Genomic DNA, 22,244 nt, shown 5'->3' with positions numbered 1-22,244 from the left:
GGGCCCCAACGCCTCCCGTCCGGCGACCGGCAACCGGGCGGCGGTACCGCCGCCCGCCAAGCCCGGACCGGACCCGTCCAAGCGCCCGCCGACCGGACAGCGTCCCGCCGCGGCACCGGTCGAGTCCGCCGATCCGACCACCGCGGTTCCACAGCAATCCGACCCCGTTCGAGGTGGTTCGCGACCGGGTGGCGAACCGGCCCCCAAACGCTCTCGGCAACCTTCCGGCACACCGCGTCGCGGCAAAAGCGCGAAGGCGGCCGCCGAGCCACCCGAATTGGTCACCGACGTTCTCGACCCGCTCGACGAGAGCGACCCGCGGATCGGCGGCCGGACCGACACTGCCGGTTGGCCCACCTCGGGACCGGCGACACCGGATACGGTCGGCAAACCGAAGCGGCGGCGCGCCCCCGAAAGCCGGCGCAACAGGCGGCTACGGATCGCGGGCCGGGCAGCGGTCGCCTTCTTCTCCGTTCTCGCGCTCCTGATCACCGGAGGTGGCTGGAGCTACCTTCGCGCGGCGGGCAACAGCTTCACGCAGGTATCCGCCCTCTCCGAGAACGAGGACGATGTCATCGACGCCCAGGCCCAGCTCGGCGACGAGAACTATCTGATCGTCGGTACCGACACCAGGGCGGGCGCGAACGGCGATATCGGCGCCGGCAGTGTGGAGGACGCGGAGGGTGCTCGCGCCGACACCACGATGCTGGTGCACATCCCGAAGGATCGGTCGCGAGTGGTCGTGGTGTCCTTCCCGCGTGACCTCGATGTCACCCGGCCCGAATGCTATGGCTTCGACAACGAGAACAACAGCTACACCGAAGAGATGTACGACTCGGCCATGGGTGACAAGCTCAATGCCGTATACGCGCTGGGCGGCCCCCGCTGCCTGCTGTCCACCATTCAGCGATTGACGGGCAGCACGATCAACCACTTCATCGGTATCGACTTCGCCGGTTTCGAGCAGATGGTGGACAAGGTCAACGGTGTCGAGGTGTGTGTGAGCAAACCTCTCATCGACGACACGCTCGGCCCGATCCTCCCGGAAGCGGGCCGCCATCGCATCGATGGGAAAACCGCGCTCAACTATGTCCGAGCACGGCATGTATACGGGGAAGAGCGCAGCGATTACGACCGGATCAACCGGCAGCAGAAGTTCCTCGCCTCACTGTTGCGCGGGACCCTCTCCGGCAGAGTCCTGCTGGATCCGGGCAGATTGAACGGCATCATCGGAGCATTCAAGGACGCGACCTTCGTCGACAACGTCCAGCCGAACGATCTGCTCATGTTGGGACGTTCGCTACAGGACCTCGAATCCGGTGCGGTCACTTTTCTGACCGTCCCCACGGCGGGCACGACCTCCTACGGCAACGAGATCCCCCGAACCGCGGATATCCAGGCGATCTTCCGCGCGATCCGCGACGACCAGCCGCTTCCGGGCGAGAAAACCGCGCCCGCTCCGCCGCCGACCTCGGAGGCGCCGGTCCCGCCGTCGCTCATCGCGGTGGACCCCAGCACCCTCTCGCTGCTGGTATCCAACGGTTCGGGTATCTCCGGTCTCGCCAATCAGACGGCCAGCCAACTGGCGAATGTCGGTTTCAATATCTACAACGCCGATAATTACACCGAGGGCAATTCCACCGACACCAAAGTCCGTTACTCGCCAGGTCACGAGGCCGAAGCGGCGACGGTTGCCAGCGCTGTTCCCGGGGCCACGATGGAACTCGACGAGACGCTGGACAGTATCGTCGAACTGGTCCTGGGTGAGAACTTCCAGCAGGTGGTGAACGAGCCCACCCCGGTCGGCAGCCCGATCACCGATGTGCCCGCCGCGAGCGCGGCCCCGGTGGAGTTGCCCAGCGATCTCGAACATGTGAATGCCGCCGACGACCCCTGCGCCGCCTGACCCGGAGACGGAATCGACCGGCCGCCCTCGAACAGGCGTCGGACGGACACGGTATCGGCGGCGTCCTTCGAGTCGGGTTTCCTCTTGCCCGGCCCGGGCAGATGGCCGGCCGGTTCTGCCTTGCGTTCGAGTCACCTCGGTCGGCAGGGATTTCGATTTATGAACGGCGAGGATACTTGGCTTTTCTGGGTCTACTGACCAGGTCGTCCAGGCCCGACTCATAGCCGAACTCCGGGTGGTCCCGCACAAGGGACCACCCGGAGTTCTTTGCGCACGAACTCGGACTCCGTCGTACTCCGGTACACCGCTACGTCGGGCAGGAAAACACCGTCGTCGGAACTGCGGTAACGGCGCCAGGAATGAGCACCACTGATTCACCGCCTGTTGGTGACTTGGTCAGCACCGCCAACTAATGTCTGTTTCATGCGTGTCATCTACAACGAGCAAATGGCCGACCTCGCCCACCTGTTGGGCGAGATGGCCGGTATCGCCGGTTCGGCCATGGATCGCGCCACGCAGGCCCTGCTCCAGGCCGACCTGTCGCTGGCCGAGCAGGTCATCGGCGAGGGAGACCGGATCGCCGAGATGATCGCCGACGCCGAGGAGAAGTCGTTCGCGCTGCTGGCCCTGCAGGCCCCGGTCGCGGGCGACCTGCGGCAGGTGGTCAGCGCGATCCAGATCGTCAACGACGTGAATCGGATGGGCACTCTGGCCCTGCATGTGGCCAAGGTGGCCCGCCGGCGGCATCCGAACCACGCCCTGCCCGAGGCGGTCAACGGCTATTTCGCCGAGATGGGCCGGATCGCGGTCAGCATGGGTAACGGCGCCCAAGAGGTGCTCGACACCCGCGATCCCGAGCGCGCGGCCCAGCTGAACCAGGACGACGAGGCGATGGACGATCTGCACCGTCACCTGTTCACCCTGCTGATGGACCGGGAATGGAAGTACGGGGTGGCCGCGGCCGTCGATGTGACGCTGCTGGGTCGCTACTACGAACGTTTCGCCGACCACGCTGTCGAGATCGGCCGCCGGGTGATCTTCCTGGTAACCGGTGTGCTGCCGACGGACGAGGACACGGAGTCCTGACCCGCAGCACCGGGGATTCACGAACCGCGGGACCGGCCCGACCGGCCCCGCGGCACTTCGTACCGGCACGATTCCGCGGGACTGTGCGTGGGTAGCCCGGCCGGAAATCGGTCAGCGTGACGAACCAGCGACCCGATCCGATGATGGCAGAGAAAAAGCCCGCACCGGCCGGTGCGGGCTTTCCTGTATTCGCCGGCTCAGCCGAAACGACCGGAGATGTAGTCCTCGGTGGCTTTTTCCCCGGGGTTCGAGAAAATCTTTTCGGTATCGTCGATTTCGACCAGCCGGCCCGGCTTGCCCTGGGCCTCCAGATTGAAGAATCCGGTCTTATCGCTCACCCGCGCCGCCTGCTGCATATTGTGGGTGACGATGACGATCGTGTATTCCTTCTTCAATTCGGTGATCAGGTCCTCGATCGCCAGGGTGGAGATCGGGTCCAGGGCCGAACAGGGCTCGTCCATCAACAGCACATCGGGGGAGACAGCGATGGCGCGCGCGATGCACAGACGCTGCTGCTGACCACCGGAGAGACCACCGCCGGGCTTGTCCAGCCGGTCCTTGACCTCGTTCCACAGGTTCGCGCCGCGCAGCGAGCGTTCGGCGACCTCGTCGAGCTCGCCCTTGTTGCGCACGCCCTGCAGTTTGAGACCGGCCACCACATTGTCGCGAATGGACATGGTGGGGAACGGGTTCGGGCGCTGGAACACCATGCCGATGGTGCGGCGCACGCCGACCGGGTCCACCTGCGAGGCGTAGATGTCCTCGCCGTCGAGCATGACCGAGCCCGAAACTCTGGCGTTCGGAGTCACCTCGTGCATGCGGTTCAGCGACCGCAGCACAGTGGACTTACCGCAACCGGACGGGCCGATGAAGGCGGTCACGCTGCGCGGCAAGACGTTCAGCGCCACATCGGCCACGGCGTGGAACTTGCCGTAGAAGATGTTCAGGTCTTTGATGTCGATCCGCTTGGCCATCTGTTTTCCGTTTCCGCCCTTATCGGTTCCGCGTGAGGAGCTTGTTGACAGCCGCGGCCGCCAGGTAGAGCACCGCGATCATGAGGATCAGCGTCAGCGCGGCACCCCACACCCGCTGCCGGCCCGCGTCCTCGGCGCTCTTCAGTTCCTGGAAGATCAGCAGCGGCAGCGAGGCCATATTGCCGTCGAAGATGTTCATATTGATCGCCTTGCTGTACCCGACCAGGACCAGGACGGGCGCCGTCTCACCCATCACCCGCGCCAGGGCCAGCAGGATCCCGGAGATCATGCCGGGCAGGGCGGTCGGGATCACGATCCGCACGATCGTCTTCCACTTCGGGATACCGAGCGCGTAGGAGGCTTCGCGCAGCTCGTCCGGGACGAGTTTGAGCATTTCCTCGGTATTGCGCACGACCACCGGGAGCATCAGCAGCACCAGGGCCAGCGCCACGGCGAACGAGCTCTGCGGGAAGCCCAGGGTCGCGATCCACAGTGCGAAGATGAACAGCGCCGCGACGATGGAGGGGACACCGGCGAGGATATCGACCATGAAGGTGGTCACCTTGGCGAACCGGCCGGTGCCGTATTCGATCAGATAGACCGCCGCCATGATGCCGAGCGGGACGGCGATGACCGCGGCCACCGCCGACTGCACGATGGTGCCGTAGATGGCGTGGTACACACCGCCGCCGGTCTGATCCGGCAGCACGCCCTTCTGCGAGTTCTGCCACCACTCGAGCGACATGATGACGCCGATACCGTTGCTGACCACCATCCACAGCACCCAGCCCAGCGGGATGAGGGCGATGAGGAAGCACAGCGCGAACACCGTGGTCGCGATGTTGTTCTTGATCTTGCGGGCGGTGCTCACGTCCCGGAAGGTGGGCGCCTTGATCGGCTTGTCGAGGCCGGTCGTGGTGGTGGTCATCAGCCGTTCACCTTTCCGCCTGCCGCGAGCCGGGCCAGCGCGTTCACGACGAAGGTCAACGCGAAGAGCACGAAGCCCGCCGCGATATAGGCGCCGGTCGGCAGCGGCGCGCTGAATTCGGCCGCGGCCGAGGCGATCTTGGACGCGAAGGTGAAGCCGCCGTCGAACAGCGACCAGGTGCCTGGGGTCGCCGAGATCTTCAGGATGAGCAGGACCGCGATGGTCTCACCGAGCGCGCGCCCCAGACCGAGCATGGAACCGGCGATCACACCGCTGCGGCCGTAGGGCAGGACGGTCATCCGCACGACCTCCCATTTGGTCGCGCCGAGCGCCTGGGCCGCTTCGATATGCGCCAGCGGAGTCAGCGCGAAGACCTCACGCGAGACCGAGGTGATGATGGGCAGGATCATCACCGCCAGCACCACGCCGGCGGTGAAGATGGTGCCACCACCGCCGATCGAGACATTGCCGTCGGAGAACAGGAAGAACCAGCCGAGGTTCTCGTTGAGGAATTCCTGGACCGGCTTCAGATACTCCGCCAGCACCAGCAGGCCCCACAGGCCGTACACGATCGAGGGCACCGCGGCCAGCAGATCGGTCAGCATCGAGAACGGGCGGGCGAGCCGCTTCGGTGCGTAGCGTGTGAGGAACAGCGCGATACCGACCCCGATCGGCACCGCGATCACCAGCGCGAACGCGGAGCTCAACACCGTCACCATGAACAGGTCACGGATGCCGAAGCGGAGATTGTCCGCGTCACCGGTATTGAACTCCGCGCTGGTGAAGAAGTTCACCTGGTCAGCCCGGAGCGAAGGCACCGCACGAATCAGCAAGAACAATGCGATCAGCGCGATGGAGGCCACGATGATCGCCGCGGCGGTGGTGGCCAGCGATTTGAACACCAGCTCGGCCCGCCTGCCATGACCGCGACTCTCACCGCCTAGCGGCGGCTTGCTCGGATGGCTCGACATCGATGCGGGGACTCCTGCCTTCGGCAGGCCCGTCGCGCTGGACGTGCCTGCCGAGGCTACCTCTGGGTTGACTGTCATATTCGCGCTATCAGGAGATGGCGTTGATCGCCGTGGTCAGCTTGGTCTTGAACTCCTCCGGGATCGGCACGTAACCGTTGTCCGCCAGCCCGTCCTGGCCGTTGGTGACGGCGGAGGTCAGGAATGCCTTGACAGCGGTCGCGGTCGCCCCGTCGGCGTACTTCGAGCACACGATCTCATAGGTCGGCAGGATGATCGGGTAGGCGCCGGTCTCGGTGGGCTTGTAGAACGACGAGGTGTCGAGCACCAGATCGTTGCCCTCGCCCTTGATCTTCACGCCGTTGATCGCCTTACCGGCGGTCTCGGAGGTCAGCTCGACCGGTTCGGGACCGGCGGAGGTGATGATCCGGGCCACGGACAGGTTCTGCGATTTGGCGAACGACCACTCGTTGTAGGAGATGGAGTTCTTGGTGTTCTTCACCGCGGCCGAGGTGCCCTCGTTGCCCTGGGTGCCCTCACCGACGCCGCCGTTGAAGACCTTGCCGGCACCCTTGCCCCACGCGCCCTCGGACGCGGAGTCCAAGTAGAGCTGCAGGTTGTCGGTGGTGCCGGACTCATCGGACCGGTAGACGACCTTGATCGGCTCGGCGGGCAGCTGCTTGCCCTCGTTGAGCGCCTTGATCTCCGGGGCGTCCCAGGTCTTGACGGTGCCGTTGAAGACCTTGGCCACGGTCGGGCCGTCGAGCGCGAGATCGGTGACGCCGTCGATGTTGTAGGTGATGGCGATCGGGCCGAACACGGTCGGCAGGTTCCACGCGGGGGAAGCGCAACGCTCGGCGGCCGCGGCGGGCTCGCCCTTCTTCTCGCTGAGCGGGGAGTCGCTACCGGCGAAGTCGGTCTGGCCGCCGAGGAATTCCTTGACGCCGGCGCCGGAACCGCTCGAAGTGTAGTTGAGGGTCTGGCCGTCGCAGTTGGTCTCGAAGGCGGCGGTGAAACGCTCGACGGCGTTCTTCTGCGCTGAGGAACCGCTGGCCTTGAGGGCCTCCTTGCCGCCGCAGGCGACGTCGGCGTTGGCCTCGACTCCGGTCGAGGACGCATTGTCGTCGCTGCCGCAGGCGGCCAGCGGCAGGGTCACGGCCGCGATCACACCGACGAGGGCGCTGCTGCGCTTGAACTTCACTCCAGTCCTCCGGTTACGTCCTACTCGCCCGGTCCCTCACCGGCCCGGGCGCGTGTCGTGGTGCGGCCGTTCGCGGGGAACTCGCACACCGGGCGGCCCACTGCCGCCCAGAATCAAACTAGGGCGCGCCGGTAGACAGCTGGACCAGGGCAAGTGAACGGAAGGTGAACAGGGCGGCGCGAACACGTCCGATATGTGTGATGTTTGCCGCGCTGTTACTCTGCGCATACCGGAATGAGGCTTTGCGGCGCCCGGACGTAAGAGTGGCGCACCGGGCGGTAACCCATCCGGAGTCTCGATCTCAGCCCGGTATCGAGTAGGCGATATCGATATGCGCCGGGGTGAAATCCAGTCCGCGGTAGGTGCGGACCGCGGCCGTGTTGTCCGCCTCGGTGTACAGCAGCGCCTCCCCCGACCCCGCCTCACGTAGATGATGCAGGCCGATCAGGGTGAGCAGCCGGCCGAGCCCGCGGCCCTGGGCAGCCGGATCGATTCCGACCACATACACCTCGCCGGCCGGCGGGGCCTCGTCGTGATGGATTTTGGTCCAGTGGAATCCGAGCAATCGCTGCGGCTGCCGCGCGTCGAAGGCCAGGAAGAGGCCGGCCGGATCGAACCACGATTCGGCGCGGCGCTCTTCCAGTTCACGGGCGGACCAGCCGCCCTGCTCAGGATGCCAATCGAAGGCCGCGTTGTTGACCCGCAGGAGCTCCGCGTCGTCGGCCGGGCCGCGATAGGTGCGGACCATGAGGTCGGCAGGCAGCTCGACGGCCGGTAGCTTGGAGGTTGCCAAGGGTCGGCGCATCTGCCAGAGTTCCCGCGCGGCCGACAGTCCCAGCCGCCGCGCCACCGCCTCCGCGGCGGGCAATTTCCCGTGCGCCCAGATACGGGCGCCCGGCCCACCGGCGGCCAGCGCGGCCGCCACCAGATCGCCGCCGATCCCGCGACCCCGCCATTCCGGGGCCACCGCCGCCTCGGCCATGGCGGGATGTTCGCCGTGCGCCGGCGTCAGACTCGCGTACCCTGCCACCTCGTCTCCCGCCACGGCCAGCAGGTGGCGGGCCGGTGATTCCCGACGCAGGCCCAGCCGGACCTGCTCGGAAACCGGGGCGACGCCGTCGGTGGTCGTCGCGGCGTCGAGCAGTGCGCTCACCTGGCCGGCCCGGGCGGCGGAAGGAAACCCGTGCCACTGCAGCTCGTACTCACCCATATCGGCCGGACTCACTGGGCCGTGCCGTTGACCGGTGCCATCGATTCCTCTTCGGTCGCGTCCTTGTCGCCGCCTGCGGACCGGACGTCGGCATCGTTCTTGTTGTTCGAACGGGCGGGCCGCACCGCCTTGTACCCGACATTGCGCACGGTGCCGATCAACGATTCGTACTCACTGCCCAGCTTCGCCCGCAATCGCCGGACGTGCACATCGACGGTCCGGGTACCGCCGAAGAAGTCGTAGCCCCATACCTCCTGCAGCAGCTGGGCCCGGGTGAAGACCCGGCCGGCGTGCTGGGCGAGATACTTCAGCAGCTCGAATTCCTTGTAGGTCAGGTCGAGGGGGCGGCCACGCAGCCGCGCGGTATAGGTGCCCTCGTCGATCACCAGCTCGCCGAGGGTGATCTTCCCCGAGTTCTCCGGACTGGCCGCACCGCCGGTTCGGCCCACGAGCAGGCGGAGCCGGGCATCCAGCTCCGCGGGCCCGGTACTCGGCAGGAGGATATCGTCGAGACCCCAGTCGGCGTTCACCGCGACCAGCCCGCCCTCGGTGAGCACGGCGACCACGGGGACCGACGACCCCGTGCTGCCGAGCAGCCGGCACAGCCCGCGGGCGGCCGCCAGGTCCGAGCGCGCGTCGACCAGCGCGATATCGGCGGTACCCGCCTCCAGCAACGACGCCACCTCGGTGGGCGCCGGCCGCACATTGTGCGCGAGCAGCGACAGCGAGGGCAGAACCGATTCGGGGTCGGGGTCGGAGGTCAGCAGGAGCAGCTCCACAAGCACTCCTCCCATCTCGTAGCTACGCGAAAGCCAGCTTCGTCGCCGTCGCCACGTTGCTCATCCATATTCAATCGCTGCAAGATTAGCGCGTCGAGCTGTATATATTCGCGTCGCCTGCGGCGCCGCGGGTCGGGGCCCTGTGACCCCGGTTCTTCACTCCGCCGATCGGTCGCTGCGCTCCCTCGCTCTGTCGCTCCGGAACCGGGGGCGGGCCCCGACCATGAAGGAGACCGTCCGGAGTGCTGGAAGGTTGGGTACTGCGGGTGCGCCCGGCCGCTCTGGAGCTCGGCCGGGCGGACCCGTTGGCGCACGGACCAGAGATGTCCCCCGGGCGCGTCTACTAGGGTGCATGCCATGCGGAAGCTGATCATCGGACTGCTGTGCCTGGCGGGGCTGGCAGTTGTCGTCGATTTCGGCGCGGCCGCATATTCGGAGTACCGCGTGTCGCGGTCGCTGAAGGTCGGCGCCGACCTCAGTGCCGATCCCGAGGTCACCTTCCACGGCTTCCCGTTTCTGCGGCAGGCGTTCGACGGCCACTACGACAATATCGAGATCAAGGCCGACAGTGTCCGGCCCGATATCCCCGGTGAGATCGGGCTCGAGGCCACCCTCCTGGGGATGGACCTCCCGCTGAGCGATCTCGTCGACGGACGGGTGCGCAATGTGCCGGTGGAGCGGGTCGACGTCCGGATGCGGGTCGCGCCCACCGAACTGGGCCGCCTGTTCGGTATCCCGGATCTCGAGGTCCATTCGCGCCCGGCGGACAAATCCGACGGCACGGGCGGCTCGGGCGGCTCCGGAATGACCACGGCGGGCGCGCTGGTACTGACCGGGACCCTGCCGTCGGCGCCGAGCGGGCAGCAGGGAGCGAGTTTCGCCGGGGAACGGGTGAGCGTCGCGGCCGATCTGCTGCTCGACGGCGATCAGGTGCGGATCGTGGCCACCGGCCTGTACTCGGAGGAGATCTCGCCCGTTCCCTCCGAACCGGTCGTGGACGACGCGGACATCCCGGCGGTGCTGGCGATGTTCACCCGTACCATCGATACGAAGGAACTGCCGTTCGGTATCCGACCCACCGAGGTGACCGCCCTGGGCGGCCATATCGTGGTCGAGGGCCGGGGCACGGATGTGACGATCGATTTGAACAGATTGCGGCGCCCATGATCGAGATCACCATTTTGGCGGTAATGCTGCTGGCCGGCCTGGCCGTCGGCCTGTACCTGCGCCGGCGCGAGGGCGCGGTGCGATCCGCGCCGGCCACCCTGGACCGCGACACCGGCGACCGCGAGGATCTGCTCGTCGCCGCGGGAGTGACCGGCTCGGGGCCCGCGGTACTGCATTTCTCCGCCGAGTGGTGCGGCCCCTGCGCGGCGGTACGCCGGGTCGTCGCCGACGCCACCGGCGATCTGGCCGATTCCCCGCAGCCGCCGCGCGATATCGAGATCGATATCGACGCCGATCCGGCGCTGGCCAGGGCCCTCAACGTGCTGTCGCTACCGACCACCTTCGTATTCGACGCGGAGGGCCGGGAGCGGTTCCGGATCTCCGGGGTGCCCAAGACCAGCGACCTGCGCAGCGCGCTCACCCCGCTGACGGCCGGTTCGGCCGCCGGCTGAGCTGTGTTTATTTGCGCGCCTCCGGCGCGCGGGTCGGGGCCCTGTGACCCCGATTCTTCACTCCGCCGCTCAGTCGCTGCGCTCCTTCGCTCTGTCGCTCCAGAATCGGGGGCGGGCCCCGACCACTGAGGTAGACCATCCGGAATAGGCAGAAGGTGCATGCGGTCGTGCGCTTCGACCGGCCTGGGAGGCTCACGTCACTGTAAGTGCTCAATGGTCACCATTCTCCGGATGTCTGCTGCACACGCTCAGTCGCTGCGCTCCCTCGCTCCGTCGGTCCAGAATCGGGGGGGCGAACCCCGACCATGGAGGTAGAGCGGGCCGGGCAGACGGAAGAAATTCCGGGACGGCTGTCCCGAACGGGCCGTGTAGGTCCGAGGCTTTGTCGGTGCTCGGCGTCCGCCGCTCCCCGGGCGACGGACGCCGTCCGGTAAGGCCCCTGTCCAGAAGCGGACACCCTCCCCATTGGCACAGCGGAGTAATTGGGTAGACTGCCTCTGTGCAAAACCACCGCGAGCTGATGCTCACCCGTCGCCGCACAGTCGATCTGTGCCGCCTCGGTGGTTGTTGCTGCCTGTGCCGCTGAGCGGTCGGGTCTTCTTTTCCTGACGCCGACCACGGTTCGTCCGCGCGAGCGATTTCATCCCCCGGCGAACCGGCCGAAATCCGCCGAAGAGTTCGAGCGCAGGAGCTTCGTTCATGTCCACTACCACCACCGTCGCGAACCGAGTCGATGTCCGCGGTCCCCGTTTCGTCGCCTGGGTGACCACCGGCGTCCTGGTCCTGATATTGCTGCTCGCCGCGTTCGCCCCGATCGCCGCTACTGTGCTGGTCGCTGTGCAGACCGTCGTGTTCGCACTCGGCGCCTGGCTCGGGCCGCGCCGGCACCCGTACGGCCTGCTCTACGCGCGTCTCGTCGCGCCGCGCCTGGGCCCGGTCACCGAAACCGAACCGACCGCCCCGCTACGATTCGCTCAGTTGCTGGGCTTCGTGTTCACCGCGGTGAGCCTGCTGGGCTTCCTCCTCGGCGCCACCGCCGTGGGCGCGCTGTTCGCCGGGTTCGCGCTGTTCGCGGCATTCCTCAATGCCGCGTTCGGTATCTGCCTCGGCTGCAAGCTGTACCCGCTGGTCACCCGGCTGCGTCCGGCCCCGCCCGAATCCCCCGCATCGAACTGAACACCGTTTCGCTGTCACCACTGAAAGGGAAAACATGGCTCGCTCCGATGTCCTGGTCTCCGTCGACTGGGCCGAAGAGAATCTCAAGACCCCCGGCGTCGTCTTCGTCGAGGTCGACGAGGACACCACCGCCTACGAAGGCGGGCACATCGAGGGCGCCGTGCGGCTCGACTGGAAGAAGGACCTGCAGGATCAGGTTCGTCGTGATTTCGTGAACCAGGAGCAGTTCTCCGCGCTGCTCTCCGAGCGCGGCATCGCCAACGACGACGAGGTGGTCCTCTACGGCGGCAACAACAACTGGTTCGCCGCCTACGCCTACTGGTACTTCAAGCTGTACGGCCACAACAACGTCAAGCTGCTCGACGGCGGGCGCAAGAAGTGGGAACTCGACGGACGTCCGCTGTCCACGGATGCGGTGAGCCGCCCGGCCACCCAGTACAAGGCCGGGGAGCCGGACAACACCATCCGCGCCTTCCGTGACGAGGTCATCGCGGCCATCGGCACCAAGAACCTGGTCGACGTGCGCTCCCCCGACGAGTTCTCGGGCAAGATCCTGGCCCCCGCGCACCTGCCGCAGGAGCAGAGCCAGCGGCCCGGCCACATCCCCGGTGCGATCAACGTACCGTGGAGCAAGGCCGCCAACGAGGACGGCACCTTCCGTTCCGACGAGGAGCTCGCCGAGCTCTACGGTGCGGCCGGCCTGGACGGCAACAAGGAGACCATCGCCTACTGCCGTATCGGCGAGCGCTCCTCGCACACCTGGTTCGTGCTGCAGGAGCTGCTCGGACACCAGAACGTCAAGAACTACGATGGCAGCTGGACCGAATACGGCTCGCTCGTCGGCGCCCCTATCGAGTTGGGAGAATAACCACCATGTGTGCAGCACCTACCCAGGGCCAGGCCATCCCGGCCGGGGTCGATGTGGAGAAGGAAACGGTCATCACCGGCCGGGTTCTCGCCACGGACGGTGAGCCGGTGGCGGGCGCCTTCGTGCGGCTGCTGGACGGCAACGGGGATTTCACCGCCGAGGTCGTCGCCTCGGGCACCGGTGACTTCCGTTTCTTCGCGGCGCCGGGCACCTGGACACTGCGCGCCCTTTCGTCGGCGGGCAACGGCACGGCCGAGCTCCGGCCCGAGGGCCCGGGCATCCACAACCTGGATGTCGCCGTCTCGAAGTAGCACGGGACCGCACGGCCCGGGATACGCCCTTCACGGGGCGTATCCCGGGCCGTTCCGTTTCCCGCCCGCCACGTCGCCGGACAGGCCGCTGCCGCGCGAACCCGGCGGTCCGGCCTATTGCCGGTCGGGTCCGCCCGGCCCCGGAGCGCGGGCAGGGGTCCCGTCCCCGGACGACCGGCGTCGTGGCCGGAGTCACGAGGGCCCAGTCCCGCCTCGCCGGAGCCGGGGCAATAGAATCGGTGTGTGGTCCTCTTCTTCGAGATTCTGCTGATCGCCGTATCGATCCTCATCGGATGGTTCGGCCTGTACGTCTTCTACCGGCTGTTCACCGAATCATGAGCGGTCTCGCGAGCGAAGGTTCCGATCCGGCCGAGCGAGCGAGCGACAACAGCAACGGAAGGCCTCCGGCCGATACCCACGGCCAGAACGGTAACGGCCGTTCGGCAGAGAACCCCTCGGCGCTGAGCGGCGACCGGGCGGTGGCCGACGCGGCCGAACGCGCCAAGGCGACCGGCGGCCGTAACATCCCGGTGCTCCCGGACCTCCCCCTGCCCGACGATACGGCGAACCTGCGCCTCGGCCCGGACCTGAATCCGGCCATGCTGGCGCTGCTGCCGATGGTCGGCGTCTGGCGCGGCGAGGGCGAGGGCAACAACCCCGAACGCGGGGACTACCGCTTCGGGCAGCAGATCGTGGTCTCCCACGACGGCGGCGACTATCTGAGCTGGGATTCGCGCTCGTGGTTCGTGGAGTCCGACGGCAGCTACGGCGGCCCGGACCTGCGGGAGACCGGCTTCTGGCGCGTCGGGGTGGACGGCAGCGACGAGGTGCTGGAACTGCTGCTCACCCACAGCACCGGAATCGTCGAGCTCTTCTACGGCACCGCACTGACCCAGGCCTCCTGGGAACTGGCCACCGATGTGGTGATCCGCAGCCAATCCGGTGCGGTGGTGGGCGGCGCCAAACGGTTGTACGGCATCGTCGAGGGCGGCGATCTGGCCTATGTGGAAGAGCGCGTGGTGGCCGACGGCCCGCTGCAGCCGCGCTTGTCCGCACGGCTGCAGCGCTATATCGGCTGACCCCGGCGCCGCGGGGGTCTCGGATACAGAACGACCCCCGAGCCGTATCGGCACGGACCCTGGTGTGAACACCGGTGGGTTTCGCGGCCGATCCCGATCGGACGGATCGGGGACTCGGGGGCCGGGTGGCTGCCGTGGATTCGCTCAGCTCGGTAGCGATCGGAATCCGAAAGGACAGCCGGCTACAGCGCTCAGCTGGCAGCCACCTCACGCGTCCTGAGAATTTCCATTCTTGGGATCACCTCCTTCCTTGTGTAACTCCGAACTTAGCCACCGCCGGTGGTAGTCGGCAACGGAATTTCGTCGAGGGCGTAACAGGTGGCTTTCCCGTCCGCGAAAGCGGCCCGCACCTGGCCTGACGCGTCGACAGTGATCACCAGGCCGGCGCGGTGCCCCGACGGTAGCTGATGTGTGACCACCACCACATCACGATCGGCCGCCACCAGGCCGCTGTCGATATCGAGCAGATCCCGCAACAGCTGTGCACCGGCCGCGGCGTCGAGGTGTTCGGTGGGTTCGTCCAGCAGGAGCGCGCGGGCGGGCGATACCAGGGCGCGGGCGAGCAGGATGCGGCGGCGCTGACCACCCGAGACCGCGGCGGCGCCGCCGGGTAGGTCGGTGTGCACGCCGTCGGGCAGCGCGTCCAGCCAGTCCCCCAGGCCGACCGTCCGCAGCGCCCGCTCGGCGGTCTCGGCGTCGAGATCGCCGCGGGCCACCCGTAGGTTCTCCAGCACGCTGGTGCCGAACAGGTGGGCGTCCTCGGCGAAGAACCGCACCTGATCGTCCGGCTCGTCGAACAGCCCGGCCCAGGCCATCAACAGGGTGGTTTTGCCGGCGCCACTGGGCCCTACCACCACGACCCGGGATGCCTGCGGACGCTCCGGGATCTGCCACTGCCCGTCGCCCACCCAGCCGATGACCACTCCGTCGGCGCGACTGTCGGCGTAAGGGAACGGATGCGGGTATCCACCGGCGCCGAACCGTTTGCGGGTGTCGGTGGCCCGCGCCACCCCGGGGGCGGGCTCGGCCGGTTCGTGGGGTTCCGGGCGATGGTCGGGAGATACCGCCCGCAGCCGGTGCAGGGCGGCACGTGCCACGGTGAGCGTCTGCGCGGCGGCCGGCAGGGGGCCGGTCGCCTCGAAGGCGGACAGCGGCAGCAGCACCAGAACGGCCAGCGCCATCGGCGTCATCGCGCCTGAGGTGCCCCCACCGGGACCGTAGGCAATGATTCCGATCAACAGGGCGGCGAGCACAGTGACGCCGGTGGCCAGGGGGATGGCGGCCGCGGCCCAGGCGTTGCGGCCGGCGGCCCGGTCCTCGGCGGCCAATGCCCGCCGATTCGCCGCCGCCGCGGTGTGCAGCGCGGACTCCAGCTTTCCGGCGACCCGCAGTTCCGCGGCATGATCGAGCACGGTGAGCGCGTGCGCGGCGAATTCGGCGCGGTCCGCGCGCGCCGAGCGCTCGGCGGCGGCCGCGGCGCGCGCCGAAAGCCAGGGCGCGACGATTCCGGAGAAGACCAGCGCCGCCGCCAGCACCCCGGCGGCCGGTACCGAAATACAGGCCAGCAACCCGACCGCCGCGATCGCCAGCACCAGCGCCACCGCGACCGGGACGAAGGTCCGGACCACCACCGCGCCGAGATCGTCGATATCGGTGCCTACCCGCACCAGCACGTCCCCGCGCCGTAGCCGGCCGGGCACCCCGGAGCCGCCCGGGGCGGTGGGCACACCGTCACCCGCCGCGATGCCGGGGATATCGGCACGGCGGGTCAGCCACAGGGGTGCACGGGCCAGCGCGCGGTAGACCGAGGTGCGGGCCGCGGTCATCGAGCGCAGGGCGACATCGTGGGTGGCGAGCCGCTCCAGATACCGGCAGACACCGCGTGAGATGCCCAGCGCCCGTACCGCGACCACCGCGACAGTGAGATCCAGGACCGGCGGCATCTGCCAGGCCCGGGCGATCAGCCAGGCGGCCAGCGCGGCGAGTCCCAGCGCGCTGCCCAGGGCCAGAACGCCCCACCCGATCGCGTAGGCCAGCCGCCGGCGGGACACCTCGAGCAGATCCCACATCTGGCGGATATCGCGCAGCAGTAGCCGCGTCCGGGCCCGGCTCCGGCGCGCACGGGACCGGCGGTGCGGCGGACGAGTGGTTTCGATTCGAGAACTCATCGCAACATTCGGGGGCAGGTCGTCGGTACCGCGACGATCTCGTCGGCTGCGGACAGTAGGGCCGGTCGGTGGGCGACCACGACCACGGTCGCGCCGGTACGCGCCAGAGTGGTGAGGGCCGCCGCCACCGCGACTTCGCTGTCGGGATCCAGATGGGCGGTCGGTTCGTCCAGCAACAGGATCGGGCGATCCGCGGCCAGCACCCGGGTCAGCGCGAGTCGCTGCCGTTGGCCGAGGGACAGTCCGATCCCCCCGGACCCGACCACGGTATCCCATCCGGCGGGCAGCGCCTCGAGCACCGCGTCGAAACCGGTTACAGCGCAGGCGGCGTCCAATTCACTGAGCACCCGGGCCGGGCCCCGGCGGGCCTGCCCGGTCACCGTGGCGCCGAGCAGCTCGAGGTTCTCCCGCAGAGTCCCCGGCACCAGTACCGGCCGCTGCGGAAGCCAGGCCAGTCGCGCCCACCACTGTTCGGCCGGGATATCCCGGATATCGACACCGTCGGCGAGTACCGCGCCCCGGGTGGGTTCGATCAACCCCAGGATGGCTTGCAGCGCTGTGGATTTCCCGGAGCCGTTGGGTCCGGTCAGCGCGGTGACGGCGCCGGGGCGGAATACGGCGTGCAGCCCGTCCGGTGCGGCACCGTCCCGGGAATCGACCGTCAGATCACGGAGTTCGACGACGCCCTCGTCCAGGGAACCGATCCGATGGTTCCGCGTTCCGTCGGCGCCGAGCGCACTGGACGCCGGGGGCGCCACGCTGGCGGACGCCGAAGGCGGGACGGGAGCCGTGGACATCGTCGTGCCGGACACCACGGCACCGGAGAGCGGGCGCGTCGCGGCCCCGGGGTCCGAGGTCACGACCGTGCCGGGATCCGGGTACGCGGTGGAGCCGGAGGCCGAGGTCGTCACCGCATCGGAAACCGAGCTCACCGCTGCGCTGGGAGCCGGGGTCCGCGCCGTGTCGGATGCCGACCTCGCCCCGGTCCGGGGGCGTGTGTCCGCGCCCCGGACGCCCTGCGCCGCTACCCCATCCGCGGTGTCCCCGGTCGCGGGGTCGAGAACAGCGAAAGCCCGGTCCGCCGCGGCCGTTCCGTCCTGAGCGGCATGGAAACGCTCCCCCACCGTCCGCAGCGGCAGATAGACCTCCGGGGCCAGGACCAGGGCGACGATGCCGGCATAGAGGCTCATATCGCCGTGTACCAGGCGCATCCCGATCGCCACCGCCACCAGTGCGACCGACAGGGTGGCCAGTAGTTCGAGCACCATGGAGGACAGGAACGCGATCCGCAGTGCGCCCATGGTGCGGCGGTGCAGCGTTTCACCGAGTTCCCGGACGCGGCCGCTCATCGTGCGGCCGGGCAAATCGGTCGCCTCCCCTGTTTCCCGTCCGAGGGCGCGCAGGGTGGGCATACCGGCGAACAGGTCGAGGAGTTGATCCGAGAGCCGCGTGGTGGCCGCCAGCGTCTGCTTTGCCCGACCTTCGGTGAGCAGGCCGATGAGAACCATGAATATCGGGATCAGCGGCAGGGTGATCACCACGATCACCGCCGAGGTGAGATCGTGCACGGCGATCACCGCCAGGAGCGCCGGGGGTACGAGGACCGCGAGCAGCAGTGCGGGCACATAACCGGTCAGGTAGGCACGTAAACCGTTGAGGCCGCTACCCACCACGACGGCGAGTTCGGTCCTCCGCGATTCGAGTTCCCGGGGTGGGAGTCCGGCGCCCGCGGCGAGGACCGCCTGTTCGAGTTCGGCGACGACCCGGGCGCCGGCCCGATGGGCGATCCGCGACTGCCACCATGCCGCCAGCACCCGTGCGCCGAGGGCGAGTGCGAGCAGCACCAGCTCCGCGGTCCACGAGCCGAGGGAGCGGCGGTCCGGGTCGGTGATCACCCCGGCCAGCACCCGCCCCAGCAGCACGGCCGCGCAGGCGATGGCGACCGTGGTCACCAGCGAAAGGGCGACGCTCAGGACGAGATAGCGCCGCGCCGAACGCGCGTACCGCCACAGGCGAGGGTCCACGGGCGGGCGGGCCATTGGCTCACTCCTCGGTTACAACGCGGGGTGGAAGTCCGATTCCGGGTGGGATGTGTTCGACACTAATGCGTTTCCGGAACACCCAGTAGGTCCAGGCCTGATAACCCAGCACCACCGGGGTCACGATCACCGCGGCCCAGCTCATCACCTTCAACGTGTACGGAGTCGAGGAGGCGTTGTACACGGTCAGGCCGAACGCCGGGTCGATCGTGGAAGGCAGCACATCCGGGAAGAGCGCCCCGAACAGCAGGGCGGTGGCGGCGAGCACGGTGAGCGCGGTCCCGGCGAAGGACCACCCGTCGCGGCCGGCCAGCAGCGCCGCGGCACCGCCGAGCAACCCGAGCACCGCCAGTGCCAGCGGGATCCAGGTCCAGCCGGATCCGTAGGCGAACTGGGTCCACAGGCCGAAGCCCGTCACGACCAGGGCAGTCGGCGTCAGCAGCAGCCGGGCGGCGCGGTGCGCGTCGTCCCGGACCTCGCCGGCGGTCTTGAGCGCCAGGAACACCGCCCCGTGCAATGCGAACAACAGCCCGGTGGTGAGCGCGCCCAGCAGCGCGTACGGGCCGAACAGTTCGCCGAAGGCACCGGTGAACTGTTTGTCGGCGTCCAGCGGTACGCCGCGCACGATATTGGCGAACACCCAGCCCCAGGCCAGCGCGGGCACCCAGGAGCCGATCCCGATACCGAGGTCGCAGCGCGCCCGCCAGCGCGGATCGTCGATCTTGCCGCGGTATTCGATCGCGCAGATGCGCAGGATCAAAGCCACCAGGAGCAGCAGCAGCGCCAGGTAGAAACCGGAGAACATACTCGCGTACCACTCCGGGAACGCGGCGAACAGCGCACCGCCGGCGGTGATCAGCCAGACCTCGTTACCGTCCCATACCGGGCCGATGGTGTTCAGTACGACCCGGCGGCGGGTGTCCGCGGTGAGCGCGTCAGGCCCGGTGGAAGCAGCCTGGTGCTCACCGCGCGTGGATGCGGAGCCGCGGCCGAGGATCGGCATGAGCATGCCGACTCCGAAATCGAAACCCTCGAGCACGAAGTACCCGGTGAAGAGCACCCCGATCAGTACGAACCAGAATTCCTGCAGTCCCATACCCGGCTCCTAGTAGGCGAACGAAAGCTGTTCGGCGACAGACTTCTGCGCGGGCTCGGCCGCGGGTTCGCCCGCCGGCCGCTCCGGCCCCTCGAGCACGTAGCGCCGCATGAGGTAGAACCACACGACGGCGAGCAGGCCGTACACCACCGTGAAGGTGATCAGCGAGACCCACACCGTGGCGGTCGCGTGGTCGGAGACACCCTGCTGCACCATCAGCCGTAGATCCTGGTCACCGGTCGGGTTGGGCACCACGACCCAGGGCTGGCGACCCATCTCGGTGAACACCCAGCCGGCCGCATTGGCCAGGAACGGGGTCGGGATGGCGAGCAGACTCAACCAGGAGAACCAACGCTGGTCGGGGACCCGCCCGCGCCGCGTCATCCAGAATCCGGCGAACACCAGCAGGGCCGACCCGGCGGCGAGACCGATCATGGCGCGGAACGACCAGTAGGTGACGAAGAGGTTGGGCCGGTAATCGCCGGGCCCGAACTTCTCGTTGTAGGCCTTCTGCAGATCGACGACACCCTCCAGCTCCACCCCGGTGAACTTGCCTTCCGCCAGCCAGGGCAGCACGAACGGCACTTCGAGTACATGGGTGACGCTGTCGCAGTTGTTGTGCGTACCGACGGTGAGGATCGAGAAGTCCGGATCGGTCTCGGTATGACACAGCGATTCCGCCGAGGCCATCTTCATGGGCTGCTGTTCGAACATCAGCTTGCCCTGGACATCGCCGGTGTAGACCAGCGCGAGGCCGGCGACCACCACCACCAGCAGCGAGACCCGCGCCGCCGGGCGCCACACGGTGCGCGCCTCGGCGAGCTTGCCGGTATCACCGCTGCGCGCGTTGCGCACCATCCACCAGCCCGCGATACCGGCGACGAAGGTGCCCGCGGTGAGGAACGAGCCCGCGACCACATGGGGGAAAGCGGCCAGCGCGGTGTTGTTGGTGAGCAGTTCGGTGATGCTCGACAGCTCGGCCCGCCCGGTCTCCGGGTTGTACCGGGCGCCCACCGGGTGCTGCATGAAGGAATTGGCCGCGATGATGAAGTACGCGGAGGCGTTGACGCCGATCGCCACCATCCAGATGGTGCCGAGGTGGACGAGTTTGGGCAGCCGTGACCAACCGAATATCCAGAGCCCGATGAAAGTGGACTCCATGAAGAAGGCCACGAGGCCTTCGAGCGCCAGCGGGGCGCCGAACACGTCGCCGACGAATCGGGAGTATTCGCTCCAGTTCATTCCGAACTGGAATTCCTGCACGATTCCGGTGGCGACGCCGAGCGCGAAATTGATCAGGAACAGTTTCCCGAAGAATTTGGTGAGCCGGTACCAGTGCTCCTTGCCGGTGACGACCCAGGCCGTCTGCATTCCCGCGACGAGCGGCGCGAGGCCGATCGTGAGGGGTACGAACAAGAAGTGGTAGACGGTCGTGATGCCGAATTGCCATCGCGAGACATCCAGGGCGTCCACACCGAGCCTCCTGTTACTACGACGTGTCGTAGACCCAAGACTACGCGTCGCCGCGGCCCGATCAATGTGTCGGCGGACACGACATGCACAGCGATACACCTACGCCCCGGCAACGGTTCCGGTCACACCGGCAAAGGTCCGGTCACGCGGCGGCGCCCGCGATCACCAATCGGCGATGGTCCCGGCCCGTTCGATCCCCCGATCGACCATCTCGACGATCTCCGCGACCGACTCAGGCGCCGACATCCTTACGCCGTCAAGGGAATTGACCCGTGCGGCGAGCGTCACACTGCTGAGCATCCAGATGCTGTCGCAGTCGAACAGGTCGGCGGTGAACAGCGGTTCGTAACGGCAGTCGTAACCCCGGCGTTCGGCCTCGGCGTACAACGCCCGCTGGGTCACCCCGGGCAGCACACCGTTTTTCGCCGGCGGAGTGATCAGCTGCTTGTCCCGGGCGATCACCACCGTGGAGCGCGGGCCCTCCAGGACCCGGTGTTCGGTACTGGTGAAGATGACGTCGTCGGCACCCATCCGGGCGGCGAACCGCAGCGCGGCCATATTGGTCGCGTAGGAGAGAGTTTTCGCGCCGAGCAATTGCCAGGGCGCCGCCTGGGCGAGGTCGATCGAGATACCCCGGGTCAAAGTGACCACCGCGACGCCCTCGGTTCTGGCCGTCACCACCCGGTCGGCCAGCTCCGTCACCATGACGAAGGTCGTGGGGACCGGAACCGCCTCGGACAGCTCACCGGAGCGCAGCCCCGCCTTGGGGCTGCCGAGGGCGCTCTCGCGGCCGCGGGTCAGCACCAGGCGCATGACCCCTTCTTCTTCGCTGCCCCATTCCTTGGCCGCGGTTTCCATCGCGCTGCGCCACCGGGCCAGATCGGGCTCGGGTAGATCGAGCGCCTGGGCGGAGCGGCGCAGCCGGGCCAGATGAAAATCGAGCGCGCAGACCGTGCCACCGCGGACCAGAGCCGTTTCGAAAATTCCGTCGCCACGCAGGACGCCGATATCGTCGGCATACAACAACGGCTCGTCCGCATCGCGGACCTCGCCGTCGAGTGTTACAAGAACTCGATCCACCATGGCACGAGCGTAGGCCAACACCGCTCGCCATGACGGACAGAAATTCGGGCCGCCCGGACAATGCCGGATGATTCGGCGGCCTCCGATACCGCAGCATCCGCCGCGGGGTCCACCATTTCGATCACACGGGTGACGCTGGCTAAGGTCGGGCAATGGCGCGACGGACGGAAATCGACCCCGGCGTGGTGCGAGCCGCGGTGACCGCGGTCCGGGACTGGGCTGCTCGACGAAAAACCACCCGGCCCCGCCCCGGGCCGACCTCGCGGCGGCGGTGCGCGGG

At 68.0% G+C, this 22,244-nt stretch carries 19 protein-coding genes; 8 read left to right on the top strand and 11 right to left on the bottom strand.

The genetic code is table 11. The annotated features are described in order from the left end of the window. Together ON38_RS02800 and phoU are read left to right on the top strand one after the other, a co-directional pair. Window positions 1–1,906 (top strand): LCP family protein (locus ON38_RS02800; protein WP_083872157.1); only part of this gene is annotated, 1,906 nt, incomplete at its 5' end. 423 nt (window positions 1,907–2,329) lie between these two features. Continuing rightward, window positions 2,330–2,992 (top strand): phosphate signaling complex protein PhoU, encoded by a 663-nt coding sequence (gene phoU / locus ON38_RS02795; RefSeq protein ID WP_039822106.1) that lies wholly within the window; start codon window positions 2,330–2,332, stop codon window positions 2,990–2,992. Between the two features lie 197 nt (window positions 2,993–3,189). On the opposite strand, the gene pstB is transcribed toward phoU, so the two are convergent. The 6 genes from pstB to ON38_RS02765 all read right to left on the bottom strand — a co-directional run bounded on the left by pstB (window position 3,190) and on the right by ON38_RS02765 (window position 9,052). After that, on the bottom strand, window positions 3,190–3,966 hold the full coding sequence (pstB, locus tag ON38_RS02790) for a phosphate ABC transporter ATP-binding protein PstB (protein ID WP_039822104.1): 777 nt from the start codon (window positions 3,964–3,966) through the stop codon (window positions 3,190–3,192). Window positions 3,967–3,985: 19 nt separating this feature from the next. Continuing rightward, window positions 3,986–4,894 carry a phosphate ABC transporter permease PstA gene (gene pstA / locus ON38_RS02785; protein WP_039822103.1) on the bottom strand — a complete coding sequence of 303 codons (909 nt, stop codon included), beginning with the start codon at window positions 4,892–4,894 and terminating at the stop codon, window positions 3,986–3,988. Next, complete coding sequence (pstC, locus tag ON38_RS02780; RefSeq protein WP_039822101.1) at window positions 4,894–5,865, bottom strand: phosphate ABC transporter permease subunit PstC; 972 nt, start codon at window positions 5,863–5,865, stop codon at window positions 4,894–4,896. Before pstC ends, pstA begins: the two co-directional genes overlap by 1 nt. 88 nt (window positions 5,866–5,953) lie before the next feature. After that, window positions 5,954–7,063, bottom strand: a complete 1,110-nt coding sequence (pstS, locus tag ON38_RS02775; protein WP_039822100.1) for a phosphate ABC transporter substrate-binding protein PstS — start codon at window positions 7,061–7,063, stop codon at window positions 5,954–5,956. Window positions 7,064–7,364: 301 nt separating this feature from the next. Continuing rightward, window positions 7,365–8,273 carry a mycothiol synthase gene (gene mshD / locus ON38_RS02770; RefSeq protein WP_039822108.1) on the bottom strand — a complete coding sequence of 303 codons (909 nt, stop codon included), beginning with the start codon at window positions 8,271–8,273 and terminating at the stop codon, window positions 7,365–7,367. Between the two features lie 11 nt (window positions 8,274–8,284). Next, complete coding sequence (locus tag ON38_RS02765) at window positions 8,285–9,052, bottom strand: winged helix-turn-helix transcriptional regulator (protein WP_039822099.1); 768 nt, start codon at window positions 9,050–9,052, stop codon at window positions 8,285–8,287. Between the two features lie 357 nt (window positions 9,053–9,409). Between ON38_RS02765 and ON38_RS02760 the strand changes: the two genes are divergently transcribed. The 6 genes from ON38_RS02760 (at window position 9,410) to ON38_RS02730 (ending at window position 14,105) form a co-directional block, all read left to right on the top strand. Continuing rightward, window positions 9,410–10,219 carry an LmeA family phospholipid-binding protein gene (locus tag ON38_RS02760; RefSeq protein ID WP_039822098.1) on the top strand — a complete coding sequence of 270 codons (810 nt, stop codon included), beginning with the start codon at window positions 9,410–9,412 and terminating at the stop codon, window positions 10,217–10,219. Continuing rightward, entirely contained in the window at window positions 10,216–10,671 is a 456-nt protein-coding gene (locus ON38_RS02755) for a thioredoxin family protein (protein WP_039822096.1), read from the top strand. Before ON38_RS02760 ends, ON38_RS02755 begins: the two co-directional genes overlap by 4 nt. Before the next feature lie 699 nt (window positions 10,672–11,370). After that, window positions 11,371–11,847, top strand: coding sequence for a DUF4395 domain-containing protein (locus ON38_RS02750; RefSeq protein ID WP_039822094.1), 477 nt, complete (start codon window positions 11,371–11,373; stop codon window positions 11,845–11,847). Between the two features lie 34 nt (window positions 11,848–11,881). Continuing rightward, window positions 11,882–12,715, top strand: a complete 834-nt coding sequence (locus ON38_RS02745; RefSeq protein WP_039822093.1) for a sulfurtransferase — start codon at window positions 11,882–11,884, stop codon at window positions 12,713–12,715. Window positions 12,716–12,720: 5 nt separating this feature from the next. Continuing rightward, window positions 12,721–13,026 (top strand): DUF1416 domain-containing protein, encoded by a 306-nt coding sequence (locus tag ON38_RS02740; protein WP_039822092.1) that lies wholly within the window; start codon window positions 12,721–12,723, stop codon window positions 13,024–13,026. Between the two features lie 335 nt (window positions 13,027–13,361). Continuing rightward, complete coding sequence (locus ON38_RS02730) at window positions 13,362–14,105, top strand: heme-binding beta-barrel domain-containing protein (protein ID WP_039822089.1); 744 nt, start codon at window positions 13,362–13,364, stop codon at window positions 14,103–14,105. Between the two features lie 266 nt (window positions 14,106–14,371). Here the strand turns inward: ON38_RS02730 and cydC are convergent, their stop codons facing one another. The 5 genes from cydC to ON38_RS02705 form a co-directional block, all read right to left on the bottom strand. Continuing rightward, on the bottom strand, window positions 14,372–16,174 hold the full coding sequence (cydC, locus tag ON38_RS02725) for a thiol reductant ABC exporter subunit CydC (RefSeq protein WP_051164297.1): 1,803 nt from the start codon (window positions 16,172–16,174) through the stop codon (window positions 14,372–14,374). A 95-nt stretch (window positions 16,175–16,269) separates the two neighbouring features. After that, window positions 16,270–18,312, bottom strand: coding sequence for an ATP-binding cassette domain-containing protein (locus tag ON38_RS02720; RefSeq protein WP_039822087.1), 2,043 nt, complete (start codon window positions 18,310–18,312; stop codon window positions 16,270–16,272). A gap of 4 nt (window positions 18,313–18,316) precedes the next feature. Further along, complete coding sequence (cydB, locus tag ON38_RS02715; RefSeq protein ID WP_039822086.1) at window positions 18,317–19,408, bottom strand: cytochrome d ubiquinol oxidase subunit II; 1,092 nt, start codon at window positions 19,406–19,408, stop codon at window positions 18,317–18,319. Window positions 19,409–19,417: 9 nt separating this feature from the next. Then, a complete protein-coding gene (locus tag ON38_RS02710; protein WP_039822085.1) occupies window positions 19,418–20,881 on the bottom strand; it encodes a cytochrome ubiquinol oxidase subunit I in 1,464 nt (487 codons plus the stop codon). Between the two features lie 162 nt (window positions 20,882–21,043). Then, on the bottom strand, window positions 21,044–21,964 hold the full coding sequence (locus ON38_RS02705; RefSeq protein ID WP_039822084.1) for an aminodeoxychorismate lyase: 921 nt from the start codon (window positions 21,962–21,964) through the stop codon (window positions 21,044–21,046). Between the last annotated feature and the right edge of the window lie 280 nt (window positions 21,965–22,244).

Origin of the sequence: Nocardia testacea NBRC 100365 (genome assembly GCF_000308775.1) — a bacterium.
Lineage (GTDB): Bacteria > Actinomycetota > Actinomycetes > Mycobacteriales > Mycobacteriaceae > Nocardia > Nocardia testacea.
Note: the sequence above shows the minus strand (reverse complement) of the source record. Positions and strands in the feature narration are given on the sequence as shown.